General features: G+C 59.4%; 21 protein-coding genes. 9 read left to right on the top strand and 12 right to left on the bottom strand.

Annotated elements, in window-relative coordinates:
* Window positions 1-83 precede the first annotated feature (83 nt).
* Window positions 84-791, top strand: coding sequence for a YitT family protein (locus ACIQJ2_RS24940; RefSeq protein WP_400671552.1), 708 nt, complete (start codon window positions 84-86; stop codon window positions 789-791).
* A gap of 177 nt (window positions 792-968) precedes the next feature.
* Here the strand turns inward: ACIQJ2_RS24940 and ACIQJ2_RS24945 are convergent, their stop codons facing one another.
* The 8 genes from ACIQJ2_RS24945 to ACIQJ2_RS24980 form a co-directional block, all read right to left on the bottom strand.
* Window positions 969-1,793 carry an aspartate dehydrogenase gene (locus tag ACIQJ2_RS24945; protein WP_400671549.1) on the bottom strand — a complete coding sequence of 275 codons (825 nt, stop codon included), beginning with the start codon at window positions 1,791-1,793 and terminating at the stop codon, window positions 969-971.
* Complete coding sequence (locus ACIQJ2_RS24950; protein ID WP_400671546.1) at window positions 1,780-2,481, bottom strand: ABC transporter ATP-binding protein; 702 nt, start codon at window positions 2,479-2,481, stop codon at window positions 1,780-1,782. The genes ACIQJ2_RS24945 and ACIQJ2_RS24950 overlap by 14 nt, the downstream gene beginning before the upstream one ends.
* Window positions 2,475-3,233: an ABC transporter ATP-binding protein gene (locus ACIQJ2_RS24955; RefSeq protein ID WP_400671543.1), complete on the bottom strand. Its 759-nt coding sequence runs from the start codon at window positions 3,231-3,233 to the stop codon at window positions 2,475-2,477. The genes ACIQJ2_RS24950 and ACIQJ2_RS24955 overlap by 7 nt, the downstream gene beginning before the upstream one ends.
* On the bottom strand, window positions 3,230-4,213 hold the full coding sequence (locus ACIQJ2_RS24960; protein WP_400671540.1) for a branched-chain amino acid ABC transporter permease: 984 nt from the start codon (window positions 4,211-4,213) through the stop codon (window positions 3,230-3,232). Before ACIQJ2_RS24960 ends, ACIQJ2_RS24955 begins: the two co-directional genes overlap by 4 nt.
* A gap of 17 nt (window positions 4,214-4,230) precedes the next feature.
* Window positions 4,231-5,145: a branched-chain amino acid ABC transporter permease gene (locus ACIQJ2_RS24965; protein WP_199147077.1), complete on the bottom strand. Its 915-nt coding sequence runs from the start codon at window positions 5,143-5,145 to the stop codon at window positions 4,231-4,233.
* 67 nt (window positions 5,146-5,212) lie between these two features.
* On the bottom strand, window positions 5,213-6,382 hold the full coding sequence (locus ACIQJ2_RS24970) for an ABC transporter substrate-binding protein (RefSeq protein ID WP_400671537.1): 1,170 nt from the start codon (window positions 6,380-6,382) through the stop codon (window positions 5,213-5,215).
* Between the two features lie 61 nt (window positions 6,383-6,443).
* The gene (locus ACIQJ2_RS24975) at window positions 6,444-6,989 is read right to left on the bottom strand and encodes a 3-hydroxyanthranilate 3,4-dioxygenase (protein ID WP_199147080.1); all 546 of its coding nucleotides are present in this window, start codon (window positions 6,987-6,989) and stop codon (window positions 6,444-6,446) included.
* 41 nt (window positions 6,990-7,030) lie between these two features.
* Entirely contained in the window at window positions 7,031-7,984 is a 954-nt protein-coding gene (locus ACIQJ2_RS24980) for a dihydrodipicolinate synthase family protein (RefSeq protein WP_400671534.1), read from the bottom strand.
* A gap of 335 nt (window positions 7,985-8,319) precedes the next feature.
* Between ACIQJ2_RS24980 and ACIQJ2_RS24985 the strand changes: the two genes are divergently transcribed.
* Window positions 8,320-9,231, top strand: a complete 912-nt coding sequence (locus tag ACIQJ2_RS24985; protein WP_400671531.1) for a LysR family transcriptional regulator — start codon at window positions 8,320-8,322, stop codon at window positions 9,229-9,231.
* Between the two features lie 60 nt (window positions 9,232-9,291).
* Here ACIQJ2_RS24985 and ACIQJ2_RS24990 read toward each other — a convergent pair whose 3' ends face one another.
* From ACIQJ2_RS24990 to ACIQJ2_RS25000, 3 genes are read right to left on the bottom strand one after another with little or no spacing between them, the layout of a single operon-like run.
* Complete coding sequence (locus ACIQJ2_RS24990; RefSeq protein WP_400671528.1) at window positions 9,292-10,167, bottom strand: alpha/beta hydrolase; 876 nt, start codon at window positions 10,165-10,167, stop codon at window positions 9,292-9,294.
* 23 nt (window positions 10,168-10,190) lie between these two features.
* A complete protein-coding gene (locus ACIQJ2_RS24995; protein WP_400671525.1) occupies window positions 10,191-10,979 on the bottom strand; it encodes an alpha/beta fold hydrolase in 789 nt (262 codons plus the stop codon).
* A gap of 55 nt (window positions 10,980-11,034) precedes the next feature.
* Window positions 11,035-12,189: an FAD-dependent oxidoreductase gene (locus ACIQJ2_RS25000; RefSeq protein ID WP_400671523.1), complete on the bottom strand. Its 1,155-nt coding sequence runs from the start codon at window positions 12,187-12,189 to the stop codon at window positions 11,035-11,037.
* A gap of 179 nt (window positions 12,190-12,368) precedes the next feature.
* On the opposite strand from ACIQJ2_RS25000, the gene ACIQJ2_RS25005 reads away from it, so the two are divergent.
* The 3 genes from ACIQJ2_RS25005 (at window position 12,369) to ACIQJ2_RS25015 (ending at window position 16,523) form a co-directional block, all read left to right on the top strand.
* Entirely contained in the window at window positions 12,369-13,301 is a 933-nt protein-coding gene (locus ACIQJ2_RS25005) for a LysR substrate-binding domain-containing protein (RefSeq protein WP_400671520.1), read from the top strand.
* A 218-nt stretch (window positions 13,302-13,519) separates the two neighbouring features.
* Window positions 13,520-14,689: an ABC transporter substrate-binding protein gene (locus tag ACIQJ2_RS25010; RefSeq protein WP_400671517.1), complete on the top strand. Its 1,170-nt coding sequence runs from the start codon at window positions 13,520-13,522 to the stop codon at window positions 14,687-14,689.
* Window positions 14,690-15,092: 403 nt separating this feature from the next.
* Window positions 15,093-16,523 (top strand): NAD-dependent succinate-semialdehyde dehydrogenase, encoded by a 1,431-nt coding sequence (locus ACIQJ2_RS25015; RefSeq protein WP_199150137.1) that lies wholly within the window; start codon window positions 15,093-15,095, stop codon window positions 16,521-16,523.
* Between the two features lie 411 nt (window positions 16,524-16,934).
* Here the strand turns inward: ACIQJ2_RS25015 and ACIQJ2_RS25020 are convergent, their stop codons facing one another.
* Complete coding sequence (locus ACIQJ2_RS25020) at window positions 16,935-17,861, bottom strand: LysR family transcriptional regulator (RefSeq protein ID WP_400671513.1); 927 nt, start codon at window positions 17,859-17,861, stop codon at window positions 16,935-16,937.
* 134 nt (window positions 17,862-17,995) lie between these two features.
* On the opposite strand from ACIQJ2_RS25020, the gene ACIQJ2_RS25025 reads away from it, so the two are divergent.
* Genes ACIQJ2_RS25025 through ACIQJ2_RS25040 form a run of 4 tightly spaced genes read left to right on the top strand, consistent with a single transcriptional unit; the run spans window position 17,996 to window position 21,883 of the window.
* On the top strand, window positions 17,996-18,832 hold the full coding sequence (locus tag ACIQJ2_RS25025) for an MBL fold metallo-hydrolase (RefSeq protein WP_400671774.1): 837 nt from the start codon (window positions 17,996-17,998) through the stop codon (window positions 18,830-18,832).
* Window positions 18,829-19,752: a carbohydrate ABC transporter permease gene (locus ACIQJ2_RS25030; protein WP_400671510.1), complete on the top strand. Its 924-nt coding sequence runs from the start codon at window positions 18,829-18,831 to the stop codon at window positions 19,750-19,752. Before ACIQJ2_RS25025 ends, ACIQJ2_RS25030 begins: the two co-directional genes overlap by 4 nt.
* Window positions 19,749-20,594, top strand: coding sequence for a carbohydrate ABC transporter permease (locus ACIQJ2_RS25035; RefSeq protein ID WP_400671507.1), 846 nt, complete (start codon window positions 19,749-19,751; stop codon window positions 20,592-20,594). The genes ACIQJ2_RS25030 and ACIQJ2_RS25035 overlap by 4 nt, the downstream gene beginning before the upstream one ends.
* Window positions 20,595-20,623: 29 nt before the next feature.
* Window positions 20,624-21,883, top strand: a complete 1,260-nt coding sequence (locus ACIQJ2_RS25040; protein ID WP_400671505.1) for an extracellular solute-binding protein — start codon at window positions 20,624-20,626, stop codon at window positions 21,881-21,883.
* Window positions 21,884-21,885: the final 2 nt, after the last annotated feature.

Genomic DNA, 21,885 nt, shown 5'->3' on the forward strand with positions numbered 1-21,885 from the left:
ATTCAATTGCGCAGATATAGCCTCGGGCGGACACGAGAGAGGCTATTTGCGAAACGGCTGAGAAGAAATAAGGGAGGAACATAATGGCACATGAGGCGACAGAAGCCCAACTCGTCGAAACCGGTAGCCTGACGCGACGCTGGATCATGTATGTGATCGGCATTTATATCCTGACCGTCGGCGTCAGCCTGGCGATCCGTGCCGGTGTTGGCATATCGCCGCAAAGCAGTCTGACGCGCACGATGACGCTGGTCTATCCTGCGCTCAGCCAAGGGACATACAACTTCCTTTTGGAACTGATTATGTTGTTCCTCACCTATCTGGTGCTCCCGAAGGATTTCACGCTGAAGAGTTTCGCCGCGCTGATCCCGGCTTTCGTGTTGGCAAGCTGCCTGGATCTGAATCTGAAACTGACGGAATTCCTGCAACTCGATACCTATTACCTCAGGATTGCATTGCTGGCCTTAGGTGACGCTTTGCTTGCCTTCGGTCTATTTCTCATGATCCGCGCCAATCTCGTGCTGATGCCGATCGACATGTTCGTCAACACGATCTTCAAGCGAACCGGCTGGAAATGGGGCAACATCAAAACCGGCTTCGACTGCACTTTGCTTGTGACCGCCGCATTGATCGGCCTCGCATTCCTGGGCGAGATCAAGTTCATCCGCGAAGGCACGATCCTGAACGCGATCCTCGTTGGCCAATACATCAAGCTCTACTTCTTTCTGTTCAAAAAGTTGAAAGGGAAAGCACTCACGTCCATACCCGAAAAGCTCGAAGCGGCAAAGTAGGTAAGCAGAAAGCGGAACGGATACAGGAGGGTGCTCTACGGCCTTTACCCGCAACATGCCTAATCGAGCAGCCAGACATTCTCGGAGGGTGTCTGGCTGCGGGAATGCCCGCGCGCGACGGACGACATGGCTGAAGACCCTTAGCAGGTCGCAGCGATACTCAAGCCATTCGAGAGCCTAGACGACGAGAGCGGCAACGCTGTTCTCGATCAGCCGCACAAGGCTGAGCGCGGTCATTTCCGACGATTTCGGATTTGCCGCCAGCGGCTCGTTCTCAAGCTTGAGCTCAAGCTTGCCGAACGCCCCCGAAGCTCTGATCTCATGGACATTGCGCAGAATGGAAGGATCCGCCACCAGCACGACCCTCGTTCGGTCAAGGCCGATCCCCGAGAGGGCAGTAATGACGGCGACATTGGCGTTTTGCGGAAATGCGGCCGCCGCTTCCCGCGCCGTGCCCGCAAAGAATTCTGTACGGGCTGCAAGTGCGTCGAGATCGACAAACTCTTCGGCTTTGGTACTCCGCCAGGCACGGGGAGGCTTGACGATGGAATGGGTTACCTCGTCGAGCGGCAATATGGACGCGGCAGCCAGCATGCCGAGATCTCCGAGAGCGCCCGAGGGGACGACGATACGGCTTCCCGTTTCGCGCGCCGTCGCAAGCAGACGATCGAGCAGGGCCTCGTCGGTAAAGGCGCTGGTCGAGGACACCGCGAAACGTCGCGCATGGCGGAGCGCAGCCATTCCCCAAACCTCGACCGCCGGTCGCCCGGCCGCCTCTATGATCATGTCGAGATCCAGGTCCGAAAGCTCGTCCGGATGCGAGATCACCCGTGCGTTCGAGGGCAAGCCGCGATCACGCGCTGTATCTCGCACGGCCACGACGGCAATCTCGATGTCATCCCTCTGCCGCTCGGCAAGGAGCTGAGCGACCCGTGAGGCGATCGCGCCCCATCCGATGATACCGAGCCGCAGCCTGCGTGCGGAACGTTTAGATGCCGACATAGCGATGCACCAGTTCGGCATTGTCGATCAGATCCTGGCTGTTGCCCGACCAGACGGTGCGGCCCTTTTCCAGCACATAATGCCGGTCGGCGAGCCGCTTCAGCACATGAAGGTTCTTGTCGATCAGCAGAATAGACTGACCTTCAGCCTTGAGCCGCGCGATGCAGGCCCAGATCTCGGCACGAATGACCGGGGCAAGGCCCTCGGTCGCTTCGTCCAGGATGAGCAGTTTCGGATTGGTCATCAGGGCGCGGCCGACGACAAGCATCTGCTGCTCGCCACCCGACAAGGTGCCGGCCGTCTGATTGGCTCTTTCCGCCAATCGTGGAAACAGCGAATAGACCTTTTCAAGGTTCCAGGGATTGGAGCGGCCGAGACGATTGGCAGCGGTCGCGACGAGATTTTCGCGCACGGTGAGCGTGTGGAACGTTTGCCGCCCCTCCGGAACGAGCCCGACGCCGAGGCGAGCGATCGCCTCCGGTGTTGCGCCACAGACCTCGTGGCCACCGAAGCGAACATCGCCGGAGAGCGGTTTGAGCAGGCCCATGATTGATTTGACGGTCGTCGTCTTGCCCATGCCGTTACGACCGAGCAGCGTCACCACTTCGCCTTCGCCGATTTCGAGCGCGACGTCGAACAGAACCTGACTGCGCCCATAGGCGGATTGCAGTTTGGCAACGCTCAGCAAACCTCGTCTCCTTCACCCAGATAGGCCGTCTGAACCTCCGGATTGTCCTTGATCTCGTCAACGGTTCCGCTGGCAATCACGCGTCCATAGACGAGGACCGAAATGCGATCGGCAAGTGCGAAGACGGCTTCCATGTCGTGTTCGACAAGAAGCATGGATACCTCGCTCTTGAGCTGGCGCAACACCTCTATCATCTGCTGGCTCTCAGTCAGCCCAAGCCCCGCCATCGGCTCGTCCAGCAGCAGCAATTGCGGCTTCGTCGCGAGTGCCACGGCAAGCTCGAGCTGCTTCTGATCGCCGTGCGAGAGATTGGCGACCAATTCGCCAGCGCAGCGCTCCAGATCGACCTTGCGGAGGAATGTCATCGCCTCTTCGAAGAGCGCCTCGTCCCGGCTCGCATCGGCGAGAAAACGAAAGCTGCTGCCCCGGCGGACCTGCACGGCAAGCGCAACGTTTTCCCGTACCGTGAAATCGGGTAGCAGGCAGCTGATCTGGAAGGTTCGCGCCAGCCCGAGTTTCACACGCCTTGCGGTCGGTAAGCCATCGACGGCCTGGCCGTTGATCTCGATCCTGCCCTCGTTGGGTTTGATTTCGCCCATCAATTGCGAAATCAGCGTCGTCTTGCCAGCGCCATTGGGGCCGATCAGCGCATGGATCTCACCGGGTTTGACCGTGATGTCGACGTGGTCGGTTGCAAGCAATCCGCCGAAGCGTTTCACAAGGCCCGTGACGTTCAGAATGGGAGCGGTCATTGGCGCCTCCCGCTGACGCGGCCGATCAGTGCCTGCACGCCGCCATTGGTATGGAGCACGACCAGAAGCAGGATGAAGCCCAGGCCGAGCTGCCAGTTCTCGGTCCATGACGCGAATGTCGTTTCGAGAACCGTGTAGACGGCCGCACCGATGAATGGACCGAACAGGGTACCCACGCCGCCGAGAACGACCATGATCATCAGCTCGCCGGAACGGGTCCAATGTAGCATGTCGGGGCTGGCGAAGCGCAGGAAATTGGCCATCAGCGCTCCCGCCAGGCCACAGCCCATTCCCGACAGAATGAACGCGACCAGCTTATAGCGATAGGCCGACAGACCGATCGCCGCCATGCGACGCTCGCTTTGACGCAAACCGACGACGACTTTTCCGAAACGCGAATTCACGATCCGCCAGAGAAGCGCGAAAAAGACCACCGTAAAGCCGAGGCAGACATAATACATATTGGTGCGGTCACGCATGTTGAGGCCGAGAAACTCGTTGCTTCGGCGAATGATCAGTCCGTCATCGCCGCCATAGGTCTTCAGCGACACGAACAGGAAGAATAGCATCTGCGCGAAGGCAAGCGTGATCATGATGAATTGGACGCCGCCCGTGCGCAACGACAAGGCTCCGATCAGTGCGGCAAAGAGGCCACTGACGATGATCGCCACCGGAACCGTGATCAACAGTTGATTGGTGCCTGCTATGAAACCAAAGAGCGGCTCATCAAGTGAATAATGCTGATAGAGGATACCGACGGTGTAGCCGCCGATGCCGAAGAAGGCGGCATGGCCGAAGCTGATCAGACCGCCGTATCCGAGCGCGAAATTGAGGCTCGCGGCGGCAATCCCGTAAATCAGGACCCGCGTCGCCAGCGTGGTCAAAGCGTTATAGCCAGCTGCTTCCGTCACTAGCGGCAGCGCCACAAGGGCAATCGCCAGAATGAGGAGCGCGACAGCTTTTTTGATTGAGGTATCCATTATCGAGAAATGCCGCCTCACGAATTCGGAGAGAATAGGCCCTTGGGCCGGATGAGCAGGACGATCGCCATCAGCAAGTAGATGCCCATCGAAGAAATACCGGCGCCGAGTGCGTCGGCCTCCGGACCAACCATCATCTGCCTGAGCAATCCGGGCAGATAGGCACGCAGACCGGTGTCGGCAACGCCGAGCACCAGGCTGGCGAAGAAAGCGCCGCGGATGGAGCCGACCCCACCGATGACGACGACGACGAAGGTTGTGATCAATATCTGTTCGCCCATGCCGACCTGTACGGCGAGCACAGGGCCTGCCATATAGCCGGCCAGACCGGCAAGCAATGCGCCGAGCCCGAAGACAAGCGTATAGAGGAGCCGCACGTCGACGCCGAGTGCCCGCACCATATCCCGATTTGTCGAACCCGCGCGCACAAGCATACCGATGCGCGTCTTGTTGATCAGCAGATAGAGGCCGGCTGCCACCAGCAGACCGACGAGAATGATAGCAAGGCGATAGGTCGGGTAAACCAGCCCGGGCAGTAGTTCGACGGAGCCATCCAGCAGAGACGGCATGGACACGAAGAGGGGTTGTCTCCCGAAGAGGATCGTAACGGTCTGGTTGATGATCAGGATCAGGGCAAAGGTCGCGAGCACCTGGTCAAGGTGATTGCGGCGATAGAGCCGTCGGATGACCAGGACCTCGATGGCTATTCCAGACAGAGCTGCGGCCGCAAGCGCGGCCGGCACCCCCAACCAGAAGGAGCCGGTTTCCGTTGCCACCCATGTTCCGGCGTAAGCGCCGATCATATAGAGCGAACCATGCGCCAGATTGATGACGCCCATGATGCCGAAGATCAGCGTCAGGCCGGCGGCCATCAGAAAGAGCATGACGCCAAACTGCAGGCCGTTCAACAATTGTTCGAGAAAGAGCGTCATCGGATGCCATTCGAAGAGTTGCGGGGCGCACCGGCGGAGATCTGATGCGCTCGGTGCGCGTAAGGCCCTACATCTTGCATTCAGCTGCGTAGGCGTCGCCATGGTCCTTGAAAACCTCGCCGACCGTCTTCAGCTCCGGCTTGCCATCCGTACCTTTTTCCACCGACAGCGCGTACCAGTTCTGTACCGGATGCTGGTTTGGGCCGAAGGCGAACTTGCCGCGCACGGACTGGAAGTCGGCTTTGCGCAGCGCTTCGCGGAAGGCGTCCGCATTCTTGAGGTCACCTCCCGTGGCCTTGAGGGCCGACGCATAAGCAAGCGCGGTGTCGTAACCTTGGCTCGCATACGTGGTGACCGGACGATGGTAGGTCTTGTTCCACTCCGCCATGAACTTCTTGTTGGCGGCGTTGTCGAAGTCAGCATTCCAGTGACTGCTGACTTTCAGACCGAGCGCAATGTCACCGACGGCGGCCAGCATCACGCCATCCATGGACGGTTCTGCCACCACCATCGGAATCTCCTTCATGAGACCCGCCTGCTGATATTGACGCAGGAAAGTGATGCCCAGACCACCGGGATGGAACTGGAAGACCACCTCTGGCTTTGCGGCGCGTACCTGCGCCATCTCTGCAGCGAAATCGGTCTGATCGAGCTTTGTATAGATCTCGCCGACAATCTTGCCCTTGAAATAGCGCTTGAAGCCGGCGATGGCATCCTTGCCGGCCTGATAGTTGGGCGCCAGCACGAAAGCGGTCTTGTAGCCAAGATTGGTGGCATATTGACCTGCGCTTTCATGCAGGCTGTCATTCTGCCAGGACACGACGAAGTAGTTCTTGTCACAATCCTTGCCGGCCATGTTGGATGGCGCGGCGTTCGGGCTCACGTAGAAGGCGTTTGCATCGAGAATGTCGGGAACCGTCGCACCGGCGACGTTGGAAAAGACGATGCCGGTAAAGAGCTTGATGCCTTCCTCGTTCAGAAAGCGCTCGGCGATCTGCTTTCCCTGGCCAGGCTTCAGGCCGTCATCTTCGACGACAAGCTGCACGGGTACGCCTCCGAGCTTGCCGCCTTCCTCGTCCATGGCAAGCTTGAAACCATCGCGAACATCCTGGCCGAGGTAACCCGCCGGCCCGGAAAGCGTGGTGATCATGCCAATCTTGACCGGCTCCTGCGCCGATGCCATCGACGCAAACAACAGCGGCGCCGCCCAAATGAAGCGCAAAGACTTCAGTCGCATACCCAATCTCCCAGCTAAAGGGCCCGCTATTCCTCCACGGGCCAGACCTTATTGATTCTGCTTAAAGCTTTACCCAACCTTCCGGCGGACTTTTGCCGGGATGGATCGAACCGCATTTCGGGCATGTGCGCGCTTTCTCATCCGCATAGAAAGCCTGGTAGATCGGCGGCAGATCGCGAACGATGCTCTTCAGCGAAACTTCGACACGCTTGACGAGTTCGTGGCATTCGAAGCAGTACCATTCGAAAGCGTCATGCTGGTCTTGGTTGCGCTTGGGCTCGACGACGAGGCCGATCGAGCCTTCCTGCGGCCGCTGCGGAGAATGACGCACATGTGGCGGCAGGAGAAAGATCTCGCCTTCACGGATCGGCACATCGTAGAAATTGCCGTTGTCGACGACCTTGAGCATCATGTCGCCCTTGAGCTGGTAGAAAAACTCTTCAACCGGATCGTCATGATAGTCGGTGCGCTTGTTCGGGCCGCCAACCACAGTCACCATCAGATCCGCATCCTCCCAGATCTGCTGATTGCCGACGGGCGGCTTGAGCAAATGCGCGTGCTCGTCGATCCATTTTGAAAAGCTGAAGGCGGAGAGGCGTCTGGTCATTGTAGTTCCTCCTGAAGTTTTGTGCGGACGCTAGTCTGGTGTCAGATCTTCAAACCACAGCTCTCGAAGGCGCTGCGTGTCGCGGATTTCTCCCGTTCGGTCAGTTCGAGAAGCGGCGGACGGACGCGCCCGCCAACCTGCCCGAGCAGCTCCTGCCAGTATTTCTGATGGGAATGTGGCTTCTCCGCAGGCCGCGTAGACTTGAGAGCCTCGCGTACCGGGTCAAGACTGTCGCGAATGCGGCGGGCTTCCTCTGCTTTTCCCGCAAAGGCGAGATCAGTGTATTCCCGCATGCGACGATCGGCCGTGGTCTGTATCAGGTAGGGTGGCGAAGAGCAGAGATAGAGCTGCCAGTTCAGCTCGAGGATATTGTCAAGCCATTCCTCTTCGGAGGCCGTGCTGACCAGAATTCTGTCGCCCGCAAGCCTTGTCAGCTCCTTGTACATGGGACGCGGCACCGAATATTTGATCGCGACGACGTTTTCGATATCGGCAAGCCTGTTGCAAAGCTCCGGACTCATCAGATAGCCGCTGTCGGGATGGCTCCAGAGCGCTATGCCGATATCGACCTTGTCGGCAATGGTTCGGTAGTAGTTCAGGAGCGTCTCGTCCTGCTCCTTGAAGAAATGCAGGATGGGCGCGTGGACGACGATATAGTCCGCTCCGCATTTCTGCGCGTGCCTGGCTAGATCGATGACCACATCCATGTTTTGATCCGAACAGGACATGATCGTCTGCGCCCGACCGGCACAGGCATCGACCGCAAGCTCAAAGCTGCGCTTGCGCTCCTCTATCGACATCGAGAAGAATTCGCCTTGCTTCCCCGCGATGAAGAAGCCGTCGATCTTCAGATCGTCGATCCAGTGATCGATATTGCTGCGGAAGCCATCGGCATCGATGGACAGGTCGCCGGAGAAGGGCATCAGCGCCGCTGCCCATATCCCCTTCATTGTTGCCCTGGCATGCGCCTTGGCGTCCTTTTTCACGTATTTCATACGACACCCATATCCTTGGAGCAGGCTGCATGCGCCCTTGCGAGAGCGGGCAGGTCAGCCATTCTGCAAACGAGACTCTTGAAGGCGCTTTCCATGCCGGACGATGTTCTTAAGCAGTATCGAGGATACGGCAGACCGGCCTCTTTCGATGACAGGCGTAGCCCGTCAAAGCGGCTCGACTTTTCGTCGCCCTCCTCGCCTGTGCCCAAAATTTCCTCCGCGTCGCGCAACAATTGACGCACCTCTCTATGCAGCAGAGAGCACAATCTTCATCTATACGGCAATCGTTATTTGATGTATGAATTAATAGGATTTAATTATAAAATGGGAATGCCGTGAAAATCACGATCAGGCAAATCGAGTGCTTTCTCGCCGCCGCCGAACTTGGCAATTTCTCGCGTGCCTCCGAACGCCTGAACATGGCGCAACCTGCGCTTTCACAAGCGATTCGGGATCTGGAGGGGGAACTGTCTCTGCGCCTGTTCGATCGAACGACAAGGCGGGTGGAGCTGACGGAGGCGGGCAAGGAATTCCAGAACTCGGCAGCGAAGGCCCTGGACGAACTGGAGCGCGCCATAAAGGGCGTGCATGAGCTCGCAGAACGACGGCGCGGACGGTTGCGCGTCGCAGCTCCCCCGCTTCTGGCCGCCGTGGTCCTGCCGCGGGCGATCGCCGAATTCCAGAAGCGCTTCGGCGGAATATCCGTCCAGCTTCTGGACGTCGGCACGGAGCAGATTGTCGAAAGCGTGCGCAGCGGCAAGGCGGATTGCGGGCTCGGCACGTTTTCGCCCGCAGAAGACGGCATCGAGCGCATGTCGCTGGTTCGCGATAGCCTGATGGTGTTCTGTCATGACCAGAGCCCGCTGATTGCCACCGAAAAGGTAGGCTGGCGCGATCTGGAGGATCGTCCGCTTGTGACGCTGACGCGTGACAGCGGCATCCGGCTTCTGGTCGAGGTCGGTTTCGAAATGGCGGAGATCCCGTTTCGTCCGGCTTACGAAGTGACCCAGGTCGCGACCGCCATTGCACTTGTCGAGGCCGGTCTCGGTGTTGCCGTCCTGCCGACCTACGCGCTGGCCGCGGCAAGGAACCGCAAGGTGATCGGCAAGCCGCTCGGCGAGCCCAACATATCCCGAGAGATATCGCTGATACGGGCGGCAGGACGGTCGGCATCGCCAGCCGTCACGTCTTTCTCGGCAATCGTGGCACGCTACGTCCAGCGTCTCACGCCACGCGAAACCGATTGATAATGTCGATTTTTACGGGCTCCATTCGAAGAGCAACCAAGCACCTCTCGCGGAAATAAGCTATCCGTTGATCAGCTGGACCAGCAATCGCGAGAGCTCGGAATCGTCCACGCCAAGGTCGAGCAACACGTCGAAGTGGTTTCGGCCGGCGACCTCGATCAGGCGGGATGGAAACCCTGCCTTGCGCCAAAGCCGGTCATATTCGACCGATTGACGCCGAAAGCCGGCGGCCTCGCCATCGGCATAGGCAACCACGATGGGGCATCCAACCTCTGGCAGATGATTCATTGGGCTTAGCCGCCAGACTGCGTTTTCATCGAGCTGGAGCCATTCCTGGGCAAAGGAAGCGGCGATCGGCGCGAGATGGAAGAGCCCGCTGATCGGCATCGCGCCCTTGATGAGATCCGGCGGAAGCCCGAAATCTTCGCGCCAGCCGCCTGCCAGAACCGCGCCGGTCAGATGACCGCCGGCGGAGCTTCCGCCGACATAGATGCGATCGTTGTCGATACCGAGTTCGGCGCCATTCTTCCAAATGAATGCGACAGCGGCCCGCACCTCGCGCACGATTTCGTCCAGTGAAACGCTTGGCGCCAGACGATAGTCGACCACCGCAGTCGCAATGCCGTGGCGCGCGAGCATCCCCGCCATGAAGGCGGAATCATTCTTCGACAATGCCCGCCAGTAACCGCCGTGAATGAAGATGAAAACCGGCCGCCGCTCGCCGCCTGTTCCGGCACCGTAAAGATCGATCGTCTGGCCGCTTTCGGCATCATAGATGACGTTAAACCGCGATCCCAGGCTGCGCATATCCTCCGAGCGGTCGCGGTATTTCCGCATCTCCGCCTCAAATCGCTCGATCGAGACGGTCGCGCGGGCATTGTAGTCCCGGTCTACGATGTCTTTGGGCCAGCTGGCTTCTTCGGCGAGTGATTTCATGGATGGCTCCGATCTGACATGATTCAAGCGATGAAAGCGCGGATGGTGTCTGCCACGACCTTCGGCTGCTCCAGCGTCGGGAAGTGGGTTCTGCCCGGCAATTTTGTCGGCTTATACCAATCATGTTCCGCTGCAAAGGCGAGTTGGGCCTGCGTATATTCCGGCTCGAACGGTTGGGAATAAATATGCGTGATCGGACGCTTCTCAGCGAGGGCTGCCATGCGCAGCATCGGATTGCCCCATTTGCGATAGGCCTTGCCGATCTCCCGGCCCGAGCGCGCCCACATCTCGAAGCTGTAATTCGCCATCTCGTTGTTGACGTGGTTGATGATGTCCTCGTTCTTGGTATCGCCGATCCAATAGTTGAAAAAGTCGCCGCGGCCATTTTCCCAATTGGTCCGTTCCTGGATATGATCGATCATCCGGAAGAAATCTTCGTTCGGGGTCGTCTGTATCCAGTCGATCACGATTGCGCGCGGGATGCGCCCAGCACCAAGGCGGTCTGCCAGCTCGATGTTCGCCCAGCCTCCATGAGACGTGGAAACCGGCAGGACCTGCTCGATACCCAATCTGTCCAGAAAGGCGATCACATCCGCTGCCTGGTCCTCGCAGGTAAAGTCGCCATCATGCGCGCGATGTTCGCCGTGGCCACGCCAATCGAGGCGAATGACACGGTTCGTTTTGGCAAGTTCGGGAGCAAGCGTCTTGAACAGTCGATGATCCTGACACCAACCCGACAAGAGAAGGATGACGGGACCGGATCCGGCTTCGTCATAGGAAAAGGCGTTGGCGCCAATCTCAATCGAATTCATGCAATATGTCTCCGTCTCTGGAAGCTCGAAGCCTCGCCTTTGATTTCATGCTGGCTCAGACCGGTTCCGTCGCGGTCGGGGCGTAGCGGGCAGTCTTCATCCGTTCCATGCCGATCTCGGCACATTTTCCGGTGATCTTCATCACTTGCGAGCGCACATTATCGGGCCAGAAGTTCATGTCTCCGAGCCGCTCGGCCGTATCCTGCGTATGTTCGGTAATCGGCCGTTCGCGGTCTTCCCATTCGACCAATGCCTGCGCGACATCGGGCGCACCGTCGACTGCTGCCGCAAGGGCCAGTCCGTTCATCAGCGCACAGCCACCCCCCTGTCCGAGATAAGGCGGCATCGCATGGGCAGCGTCTCCGAGGATGGCCACCTTGCCCTTGCTCCACGCCTTCAGCTTGACGACCTCGAAGGCATCCCAACGGCCGGTATCGCCAAGGCGCGATACGAGATGGGCAAGATGCGGGAAGGATGCAGTCCACAGATCGCGATCCGCCGGCACCTTAAGCGCATCTATATCATCGGCTGCGCAGCACAGAGCCACGTAGAGATCCCGGGCGCTTGCCGGTGTATAGAGAATGCGCCGCGTTCCGGTAAAATACTCGATGTAGCGCTCGCGATCCTCGGCGGGGACGTCGGCATCGTCGCGCGAGATCAACATGCGGATGGCCCCGTAGCCGAGATGCTTGCGGTACATCATCAGATCGAGAGAGTCGCGAACCTTTGAATTGATGCCATCGGCACCCACAACGAGATCCGCCCGGCGCCTCGAACCGTCGGCGAGCAGCAACTCGCCATCCGGTGTTGCCGCGACGGCTTCAGAATTCGTGATGATTTCGACACCCGCCTTGCGGCAGGTATCGACTAAGGTACCGATCAGCTGCTCGCGCAATATGGTGACGAGCCGGGCGTCGCCGTCGCCGTTGATGGGGATTTCCTCCATCGTCGTATTGATGTGATCGCGGGTGTGAAACTGCGGCCCAATATGGGCTCCGACCGTTGCCTGCTCCAGCGCACCGAGAGCCTTCAAGACCCGAAGGCCGTTGCTCCAGATATAGATGCCTGCTCCGAACGTGCGCAAGGTCGGCGCGCGCTCGTGAACGGCGACTGACCAGCCTCGCTGTGCCAACGCGGCGGCGGTCGTCAGACCACCAATTCCGGCTCCGGCGATTTCAGCCCGGCGGGGTGCGCCACTCTTTGCATTCATTCCAAAATCCTCCCATGGGCGATCGCGTTTGCTTCCTACCAAACAAAGCGGTCCCATCTTCTTCTCGTCCCAGCCGAGAGAATTTCCAACGATTGGAAATGTGCGCAAGTGAATTCTCTGGCATTGTCTATGACAATTTGGAATATCAAGGGCAGACCAACCGCTTGAAAGGATACGAGATGAAGCTTCTGACCAGCCGTCTCACCATCAGACATCTCCGCATGGTGGTGGCGATCGAAAAGGAAGGGAATCTCGTTCGAGCGGCCAAGCGGCTCAACATGACGCAATCTGCCGTCACCAAGGCTTTGCAGGAAATTGAAGCCCTGATGAAGGCAAAATTGTTCGACCGCACCAACCGCGGCGTCGTACCGACGATGTTCGGCGACACCCTTGCCCAGCATGCCCGGCTGGTGATCGCGCAGCTTGCCCATGCGGAAGAGCACTTGGCCGATCTTCGTGACGGCGCAGGCGGCCGTGTTGCCATAGGAACCCTGCTGTCGGCGGCGGCAGAACTTCTGCCGACGGCAATTGCTCGGCTGCGGCGGGAGCGCCCGAAGCTTGTGGTCAAGATCGTGGAAGGCACGAACGACGTCCTCATTCCGGCGCTTCGGGCGGGTGAACTGGACATTGTCGTCGGGCGCCTCTCCGAACTTCCCGATCGCCCCAGCGTCGTCCAGGAGGTACTGATGAATGATATCGCACTCGTCGTCGTGCGGCGTGGTCATCCGCTGGCGGAGCGTGGCCCCCTCCATTTGGCGGACCTAGCCGGCTGGGAGTGGATCTTGCCGCCGCAGGAAACCAGCCTGAGGCGCCAGATCGACATCGCTTTCAACGAGGAAGGGCTGGAACCGCCGACGCATGCGGTCGAATCCGTATCGCTGCTGACCAATCGTGCCCTATTGGTAGATGCCGACTATCTTGGTGTGTTTCCGGCGGCCGTCGCCCGCCGCGAGGCTGCCGCCGGCGCCATCACCATTCTGCCGGTGGCACTGCGGACCACGGCGATCCCGATAGGAATTACGACCCGTGCCAATGCCCGCTTGTCCCCGGCCGCCGAAGTTCTGGTGGAGATGTTGAGGAGTACGGCAAAGGAGCTTTCGCAGCTGGCGTAAATATCAAACGGGCGCTGATATTCTCATGCGTTATACCCACACGACGATTTTTCCATTTACGGAATTTTCCGTTGCGCCAAGCTTGGTGCCTGGACGTGCCGAGGGAGAGAGCGGCACTTCAGTGATCTAACTTTCGCTTGCCATTGGCGACTGCGGCGTGATGACCCCGCGGCGAGAGCGATGGCACGCGCGCATCACAATGGGAGGAGAACAATTTGATGAGCTACAGGGGAATTCTGACCGCGATGGCACTCGCACTTTCGGCAAGTGTCGCCCTCGCAGAGCCGGTGAAAATCGGCATGATCACGACCCTGTCGGGTCCCGCCGGCTATCTCGGGCAAGACATTCGCGACGGCTTTCAACTTGCCGTAGACAAGAATAGCGGCAAGCTCGGCGGCAAGGAGGTCTCCCTGGTTGTCGAGGATGATGGCCTGAAGCCCGGCAATGCCAAGCAAATCGCCGACAAGATGTTGTCCGACCAAGGCATAAAGCTATTTACCGGCATCGTTTTTGCAAACGTCGCCTTTGCCGCCGTTCCTGATATTCTCGACGGTGATGGCATATATGTGAGTGCCAATACGGCTTCGGCATCCTTTGCCGGCAAGGACTGCAATCCCAACTATTTCGTCAGCTCGTGGCAGGACGACAGCCAGGGCGAAAGCGCGGGTGCGCTTGCACAATCGCTCGGTTACAAAAAGGCTTTCCTGATCGCGCCCAACTACCAGGCCGGCAAGGAAACCATGGTCGCGTTCAAGCGCTTCTATAAGGGCGAAGTCGCAGGCGAGGTCTATACCGGCCTCGACCAGACCGACTTTGCGCCGGAAATCGCGCAGATTCGCGCCGCCAAGCCCGATGTCGTCTATGAGTTCGAACCGGGCGGCCTGGGCATTGCCTTCATGCGGCAATATGATCAGGCGGGATTGCTGAAGGAAATCCCGATGGTGGTTCACCCGGCCTCCCTCGATCAGGTCATCGTCGGTGCGGTCGGAAATGCCGCTCTGGGCGTCCGTGTCACCAGCCACTGGAACGACGACTTCGACAATCCGGTGAACAAGGAGTTCGTCGCGGAGTGGAAAAAGAAATTCGGCGACCGTCCGATCACATATTACGCGGCGCAGGGTTATGATGCCGCCTTGATGATGGGCACTGGTCTGGAAAAGGCCACTCCAGACGATGCTGCGGATTTCCGCAAGGCCATCCTCGGCGCAGACATTCCAAGTGTGCGAGGATCGTTCAAGCTTGGCCCCAATCAGCATCCGATCCAGGACTGGTATTCCCTGAAGGCCGAAAAAGGCACGGATGGCAAGCTTGCCCTGAAGACGGAAGGCAAGGTCCTGACGGCGCATGGGGACGTGTACGCCGCCAACTGTAAAATGCCCGCCAAATAGCATCATGGAAACAAGCTGGCGGCAGTGAGGAGCCGCCAGCTTCACCCGATCGGACCGTCCTGTCGTCCACCCCTGGGGCGGATCGTTGCGGGACTGCGGCGGCTTCGCCAACGCGGCTGATGCGCGTCGCGCGGAGCCCCGCAATGGCGGGATATCGATGCCGCTTTAGCCTGCGGCCTCCCTCGCGAAATCGTACCTTTAGCGCCCCCGTTCGAGATGGATCGCGGCTTCTCCAATCATGCGGTACTGGAGCCGTAGATATATACGCAATTCTTATAAATTGATCCGATTTATCTACATTGAACTATGGGAAAATGAGTAGCATCAGAATGATCCAGACCATAGGACGTGGCGATCTCACACTCGGGACGCCACAGAAGACCAAGAGTTCGGAGAGAACTTTATGAGCAGTGATAACAACGTTCAGCTCTACATCGATGGTAAATGGAGGCAGACTGCAGACACGCTGCCGATCGTTAATCCCGCAAACGAGCATGTGATCGGCCAGGTAGCCGTCGCAAGCACCAGCGATCTTCACGACGCGGTCGTAGCGGCAGAGAAAGGATTCCGTATCTGGAAACGGACCTCGCCGGCCCAGCGCGCCGCCATCATGTTGAAGGCTGCGGCGCTGATGCGCGAGCGGCAGGAGGAAATAGCCCGCTCGATCACCCTCGAAAACGGCAAGCCGCTGAAGGAAGGCCGCGCCGAAGTCATTCGAGGTTGCGAATTTTTCGAATGGGACGCTGGCGAGTGCACTCGCCACTATGGTCGCGTCATCCCCAGTGCGCCGGGGATCCGCTATATCGTGCTGCATGAGCCGATCGGCGCCGTTGCCGCTTTCTCCCCGTGGAACTTCCCGATGAGCCAGCCCGCGCGCAAGATCAGCGGCGCGATCGCCGCTGGCTGCTCGATCATCATCAAGGCATCGGAAGAGACGCCGAGTGGTGTCGTCCATATCGCCAAGGCCCTCGAAGATGCCGGCTTGCCTGCAGGCGTCCTCAACCTGGTTTTTGGCGTTCCGGCGGTGATTTCGGAATATCTGATTCCGCAGCCTCAGATGCGGATGGTAGCCTTCACGGGTTCGACGGCCGTCGGCAAGCACCTGACCGAGCTGGCCTCGCGTTACATGAAACCCGCTCTGATGGAACTCGGCGGACATGCACCGGTCGTCGTCTGCGACGATGCCGACCCGGTTGCCGCCGGCATCGCTTCGGCGACGCGCAAATACCGCAATTCCGGGCAGGTCTGCACGTCGCCCACGCGCTTCTTCGTCCATGAAAGTATCTATGACCGGTTCAAGAGCGCCTTTGTCGAGAAAGCCCGATCGCTTACGGTCGGCGATGGAATGGAAGCCTCGACGCAGATGGGGCCAGTCGCCAATGGTCGTCGCATCGAGGCCCTGCAAGCCCTGGTCGATGATGCGCGCGCAAGGGGCGCTCAAATTCTCTGCGGCGGTAGCCGCCTGCACAATCGCGGCTACTTTTTTGCACCGACCGCCATCGCCGAATTGCCGGATGATGCCCGCGCGCTGCAGGAAGAGCCATTCGGCCCGCTCGCGATCATCAATCCCGTGTCATCCATCGAAGAAGCGATCGATAAGGCGAATTCGCTGCCTTTTGGTCTGGCGGCCTATGGCTTCACCCGATCGGCAGCCAATGTGGATCGACTGATGCAAGGCATAGAAAGCGGCAATCTTTCGATCAACACCCTAGAAGCATCTGTGGCCGAGACGCCGTTTGGCGGAGTAAAGGAAAGCGGGATCGGCCGCGAGGGCGGTGCGGAGGGACTAACCCACTACACCGTCGTCAAAACCATCTCCCATCAGATCGATTGAACCGGTTTTTTGAATGGTGGATCAACGGCAAGTTTCGTGCGAGCCGTTCTCCTCCGGGATGCTAGATCTGCAATTGCGACAAGCGTTTGGGCTGCTTATGCGGGCCAAACGATCCTACCTATCGCAGCGAGCGGATAAGGATGCCGCTCGTCTCGCACTTTGAGCCCCTTTGCGACGGCCCCATGGAATGAGCTGTCTTCAAAGGCCCGTCGCGGGCAGATCGCCACGCGCTAGGTCGTGCGCCATCGTTCGCACAAGGGCAACCTGTGAGACCTAGGTTCCTCGGTTCGCAAGAGCGGCAGTGTGACGGACGATGCTTGGAACGAGCATACCCGGAACCGGGCGATGATCTCGAGGCAGTATAGCGGTTCGAACAACGGGCCGATCTGGCTTCAGCCGGTGCGGAATTCACTATGCGTTGATCATGCAGCGACGGAACTGCCGTAGTTGCGGCTTCATATTGTCGTCAGCCCAGAACAGTGACAGCTGGTGCCGGCCCAGTTCCGGCAGCGATGGTTTCAACACCAGGTCGGGCGGTAGGAGCGCAGTATCGGCCGAAAGCAGGCAAGCGCCGATGCCGGCGGATGTCAGCGCCATCTGCGACTGGATATTGGTAACTTCGGTCTCAACGAGACGGGGCTCGATTGCAAGGGAGCGCAGACAGCCGAGTTGGTGATCGTAATGAGCGCGATGATAGTCGCGCGGCACCAGCACGATATCGAGTGCGGCGATATGTTCCGGCAAAAGGGCCGGCAATGCGGCGAAGGGATGCGATTTCTGCAGGCAGAACAAAAGTGGTGCCTCCCAGGCGACAAGGCTTGCCATGCGGGGCGCAAGGCGCACCGGAGTGGGCATCGTCATGAAGCCGGCATCGAGTTCGCCATCATTCAGCAACTGGCTCATTTCCTCGGCCGATACCTCGATCAGGCGCGGCATAGTGCCTGCCGCAGCCGCGATGAACCGGCGGAGCGTCTCCGAGATGACGGGATAGGTTGTATAATTGGGGATGCCTATGGAAAGCGCTTCGCCATGATGGTGTGAGGAGACTTCGGAAACAGCGTCACCAAGCTGTTTCATGATGCGCCGCAATCGAATTTGCAGCTCTCGCCCATCTGTGGTCAGCACGAAGCGCCTTGTGGTGCGATCGATCAGCTTGACACCGAGTTCGCCCTCCAGCTGGGAAATCTGTTGAGAGAGTGTTGGCTGGCTGATGGCAAGAGCCGCCGCAGCCCGGCTGAAGCCGCCGTAGCGCTCCAGTTCCATGAAATAGATCAACTGCCGCAGACTGAGCCGTCTTAGGCGTTGCAGCATGGCGGGAGTAAAGGTCGGATTGGCCACTTTGCATCTCCGGGGAAGGCGTCTGATTTATAGATAGCATCTATGAAGCCGGTGTGAAAACGATCGAACTGTCACGATGCGGTTATCGTAGATCCATAGAGGCCGCTTGCGGAACAGAGGATGCAAGCTTGGCTGTGACAAACGGATCATTGACGGTGTTGGGTTCGTCGGGAGGATTCCCGATCGCGGGCTTCGCCTGCTCAGGTTATCTTGCTCGCATCGCCGGGAAGAGCCTGCTGCTTGATTGCGGACCTGGCATTGCGGGCGCCCTGATCGGCGCCGATGCAAAGGCCGGCATCGACGGCATCGTCATAAGTCATCTGCATCCGGACCATGTGCTCGATCTCATCCCGCTCGGTTACGCGCTGATGACGGAATGGCTGACGGAAGGTCGGACCCAGCCTGTACCGCTCTTCGTGCCGTCGGGCGGGCTGGAATTCTTGCAGAGGTTTTCCGATCTCTTCGGCCATCGCAACTGGCGTTTCGCGGAAGAGGGAGGGAGTGCCGGATACCGGGCGCTTGGCGCGGCTCTGGCGCGCGGCCATGACTGGCTGCTGATGGTTTTTGATGCGCATGAGTACGAGCCGGGCGAGGATATCGCCTTTGGCACGACGACCATCGCGACGCTTCCGGTCGATCACCGCGTTCCGACGGCGGCGATGCGCATCGCGCTCGAAGGAATGGATTTCGTTTATTCGGCCGACACCCGCTTTCTGCCGGCGCTTGGCCATTTTGCCGCCGGCACTGATCTCTTCCTCGTCGACGCGCATTTTTCAGGCCCGAAAGCTCCAGGCGGCCTGCATATGACGCCGGCGGATGCCGGACGACTTGCGGCGATCGCCTACGCAAAGAGGCTGGTCTTGTGCCATCTCGGCGCGCCGCAAGATGGCGCTTCGGCACGGCAGGCGGCCGCTGCTCATTTCGCCGGTGAAATTCACGTGGCATTCGACACGCGGGAGTACCGGTTATGAAGCAGTCGAACGCCCGTCTTCTGACGCCGATCGCAGCGCCGGCGCCCGGTATCGGCGAACGCGCCGCACCTTTCGTGCTGGTAGGGCCGATGCTGGCGCTGCTTGTCGTTTTCACCATTCTGCCCTGCCTGTTGACGCTCATCCTGGCCTTCTTCGAAACCGATATTCTTGCCGGTACCATCAGGTTCGTCGGCTTTTCGAATTTCACCAAAGCCTTTGCGCGGGGCGATCTGGTCAACAGCATCGGTGTGACGTTGCTCTACATGGCGTTGACCGTGCCCACCTCCATGATATTCGGCCTGCTGGTGGCGCTCGGCATCAATAATCTCGGCCATGGCCGGGTATTCTGGCGCGCCGTCTATTTTCTGCCCGTAGCGGCGACCCTGGTCGCCATGTCCATCGTCTGGCGCTGGATGTTCGTCGGCCGCCGCGGCCTAATCGACCACATGCTCGGGCCGATGACCGGCCTGACCGACTGGCTGAATTCGCCGGCGCTTGCACTACCCGCTGTGGCTGTTGTCGGCAACTGGCAGCAGATCGGTTTCATCGCCATTCTCTATCTTGCCGCGCTTGCCGCCGTGCCGCGCCATCAGCTGGAGGCGGCGCGTGTCGATGGCGCCAATGGCTGGCATCGCTTCTGGCATGTCACTTGGCCAGCCATCGGACCGACCACCGTCTTTGCGGGCATCATCACATCGGTCAACGCCATGCGTGTCTTCGACAGCGTATCGACCATGACTGGTGGCGGCCCGTCGCGTCACTCGCAAACGCTTGCCCATCTGATGTGGGAACGCGGCATTTATTTCTTCGACATCGGCGGTGGTTCGGTCGTCACACTGGTGCTTGTGGCGCTGGCGCTGATCGCCACCTTCCTTCAACGCGTCTTGACGGCTCGGCTCGAAAAGGCAGGCTCCCGATGACCCTTACCTCCTCTCGCAGCCGCAATTTCGTGCAACAGGGCGCCATTCATCTGGCCCTTGCCATCGGGGCCGTGTTCATGCTGCTGCCGTTCTGGCTGATGCTGCGCACATCCTTTACGCCGCCCGACGATATTTTCCGCGGCAACCTGTTCGCCCTGCCTGCCTTTACGCTGGAAAATTATGTGCGCGTCTTCGAGGATGTGCCGATCCTGCGCTACTATCTCAACGGTGTCGTCGTGGTTGTCGCGATCTTCATCGGGCAGGTCGCCGTCTGTGTGCCCGCGGCCTATGCTTTGTCCCGGCTTCGTTTTGCGGGACAGGCTCTGAGCCTCTGGCTGGTGCTTGTAGCGATGATGGTGCCTTATCAGGTCACGGCAATTCCTGTTTATGTGCTGCTGTCGCAGTTTGGCCTCGTCAACAGCTACGGCGCGTTGATCCTGCCCTTCCTCAGTTCCGCGTTCAGCGTGTTCCTCTTGCGGCAGTTCTTCCTGTCGATCCCGCAATCGGTGTTCGAATCTGCTCGGCTCGACGGCGCGTCACCTTTTCGCATCCTTTGGCACATCGTCTTTCCAATGGCGCGGCCGGCGATCACGACGTTCGGAATCTTCAGCTTCGTGTCGCATTGGAATGACTATTTCTGGCCGTCCTTCGTGCTGCGCAACGACACCGCGGCAACCGTGCCCTTCGGCATCGTCCGTTTTCTCGATCAGGAGCTTGGATCGGAATACGGGCCCCAGATGGCCGCCGCGACGCTCACCGTTCTTCCATTGCTGCTCGGCTTCCTCGTGGCGCAGCGGCAATTCATTGCCGGAATGTCGATGACATCCGGCCAGGTCGACTGAAAATTCCCTTTTACTCTGGAGTGTTATCAATGATCCGCCTGATCTCGGCCACTGCCATCGCCACCATTTCACTCGCACTTCTTCCCGCATTCTCGGCTGCGGCCGGAGAGCTTCGCTTCGTCTCGGGTCAGGAGAAGCAGAACGGTGCGGTGTTGAAACAGATTTTCGAAGCCTATAACGGCACAAAGCCGTCCTCTCCGGTGAAGCTCGAACTCGACAACAAGTCTGACCTCGACACGACGCAGAAGGTGCTTGCCGATATCGTTGCCGGCACGACGCCAGACGCGGTACGTGTCACGGGGGCGGTACTGCGTCCCTACGTCGATTCCGGTCGTGCGCAGCCGCTTGACGATTGCCTGGCATCAGCGCCGGACCTTGCCGCACAGCTGGACAAGGGGTTGCTCGACGATTTCCGTGTCAACGGCAAGCTCTATGCCATGCCATGGTATGTCACCCTGCCGGCGCTGTTCATCAACACCGATGCTTTCAAGGCAGCCGGTCTCGATCCGGCGAGGCCGCCGAGAAACTGGACGGAGCTTGAGGCGGCGGCCGCCAAACTCAGCGACAAAGCCAACAACAAGTTCGGTGTGCTGACGTACATGCCCAATACCTACATGTTTGAGGGCCAGCTCGCATCCACCGGTGGCGCCATGATCGGTGCGGACGGCAAGTCCGGTGTCGGTGGTGCGGCCGGCGTTGAGGTGATGGGTTATATGCGCGGCCTGGTCGAGAAAGGCTACATGCCGGCCGTTTCGCCCGGCACGTTCTGGGGTGAGGCGGGCCGCATGTTTCAGGCCGGCGAGGTGGCGATGCTGCTGAGCTCTTCCTCCGGCTATACCAGCCTGGTTTCCAAGGCTTCATTCAAGGTGGCGCTGGCGCCGATGCCGGCAAAGGACGGTGCAGCACCCGTGACCATGGCGTCGGGCAACGGCTTCGTCATGCTGGCGACCGACCCGGCGCGCAAGGAGGCAACCTGCAAGGCGCTTCTGTCGCTCGTAACACCTGAAAGCGTTGCGCTGACCGTCAAGGCAACTGCGTCGTCGCCGATCAACACGACGGCAGTGGCAAAACCGGAACTGCTTGGAGATTTCTATAAGCAGAACCCTGACCTGAAGGTCATCAATACGCAGAGGAGCCAGAATTGGTACACCGTGCCGGGTAAGGCCAACAACGAGTTCCAATCCAACTTCGGCGACATCCAATACGAAATCCTGACGGGTGCGGCCTCAGCTCAGGACGGCATGAAGCGCCTCTCGGGCATCATGGACGACCTGACCGGCGCGAAGTGAGG

This window comes from Rhizobium sp. NPDC092011, assembly GCF_044756305.1.
Taxonomy (GTDB): domain Bacteria; phylum Pseudomonadota; class Alphaproteobacteria; order Rhizobiales; family Rhizobiaceae; genus Rhizobium.

What these genes read in the sequence shown, in the direction of transcription:
- ACIQJ2_RS24940 (WP_400671552.1), top strand. Translation starts at nt 84, where the DNA reads ATGGCACATGAGGCGACAGAAGCCCAACTCGTCGAAACCGGTAGCCTG.
- ACIQJ2_RS24945 (WP_400671549.1), bottom strand. Translation starts at nt 1,793, where the DNA reads ATGTCGGCATCTAAACGTTCCGCACGCAGGCTGCGGCTCGGTATCATC.
- ACIQJ2_RS24955 (WP_400671543.1), bottom strand. Translation starts at nt 3,233, where the DNA reads ATGACCGCTCCCATTCTGAACGTCACGGGCCTTGTGAAACGCTTCGGC.
- ACIQJ2_RS24960 (WP_400671540.1), bottom strand. Translation starts at nt 4,213, where the DNA reads ATGGATACCTCAATCAAAAAAGCTGTCGCGCTCCTCATTCTGGCGATT.
- ACIQJ2_RS24965 (WP_199147077.1), bottom strand. Translation starts at nt 5,145, where the DNA reads ATGACGCTCTTTCTCGAACAATTGTTGAACGGCCTGCAGTTTGGCGTC.
- ACIQJ2_RS24970 (WP_400671537.1), bottom strand. Translation starts at nt 6,382, where the DNA reads ATGCGACTGAAGTCTTTGCGCTTCATTTGGGCGGCGCCGCTGTTGTTT.
- ACIQJ2_RS24975 (WP_199147080.1), bottom strand. Translation starts at nt 6,989, where the DNA reads ATGACCAGACGCCTCTCCGCCTTCAGCTTTTCAAAATGGATCGACGAG.
- ACIQJ2_RS24980 (WP_400671534.1), bottom strand. Translation starts at nt 7,984, where the DNA reads ATGAAATACGTGAAAAAGGACGCCAAGGCGCATGCCAGGGCAACAATG.
- ACIQJ2_RS24990 (WP_400671528.1), bottom strand. Translation starts at nt 10,167, where the DNA reads ATGAAATCACTCGCCGAAGAAGCCAGCTGGCCCAAAGACATCGTAGAC.
- ACIQJ2_RS24995 (WP_400671525.1), bottom strand. Translation starts at nt 10,979, where the DNA reads ATGAATTCGATTGAGATTGGCGCCAACGCCTTTTCCTATGACGAAGCC.
- ACIQJ2_RS25000 (WP_400671523.1), bottom strand. Translation starts at nt 12,189, where the DNA reads ATGAATGCAAAGAGTGGCGCACCCCGCCGGGCTGAAATCGCCGGAGCC.
- ACIQJ2_RS25005 (WP_400671520.1), top strand. Translation starts at nt 12,369, where the DNA reads ATGAAGCTTCTGACCAGCCGTCTCACCATCAGACATCTCCGCATGGTG.
- ACIQJ2_RS25010 (WP_400671517.1), top strand. Translation starts at nt 13,520, where the DNA reads ATGAGCTACAGGGGAATTCTGACCGCGATGGCACTCGCACTTTCGGCA.
- ACIQJ2_RS25015 (WP_199150137.1), top strand. Translation starts at nt 15,093, where the DNA reads ATGAGCAGTGATAACAACGTTCAGCTCTACATCGATGGTAAATGGAGG.
- ACIQJ2_RS25030 (WP_400671510.1), top strand. Translation starts at nt 18,829, where the DNA reads ATGAAGCAGTCGAACGCCCGTCTTCTGACGCCGATCGCAGCGCCGGCG.
- ACIQJ2_RS25035 (WP_400671507.1), top strand. Translation starts at nt 19,749, where the DNA reads ATGACCCTTACCTCCTCTCGCAGCCGCAATTTCGTGCAACAGGGCGCC.
- ACIQJ2_RS25040 (WP_400671505.1), top strand. Translation starts at nt 20,624, where the DNA reads ATGATCCGCCTGATCTCGGCCACTGCCATCGCCACCATTTCACTCGCA.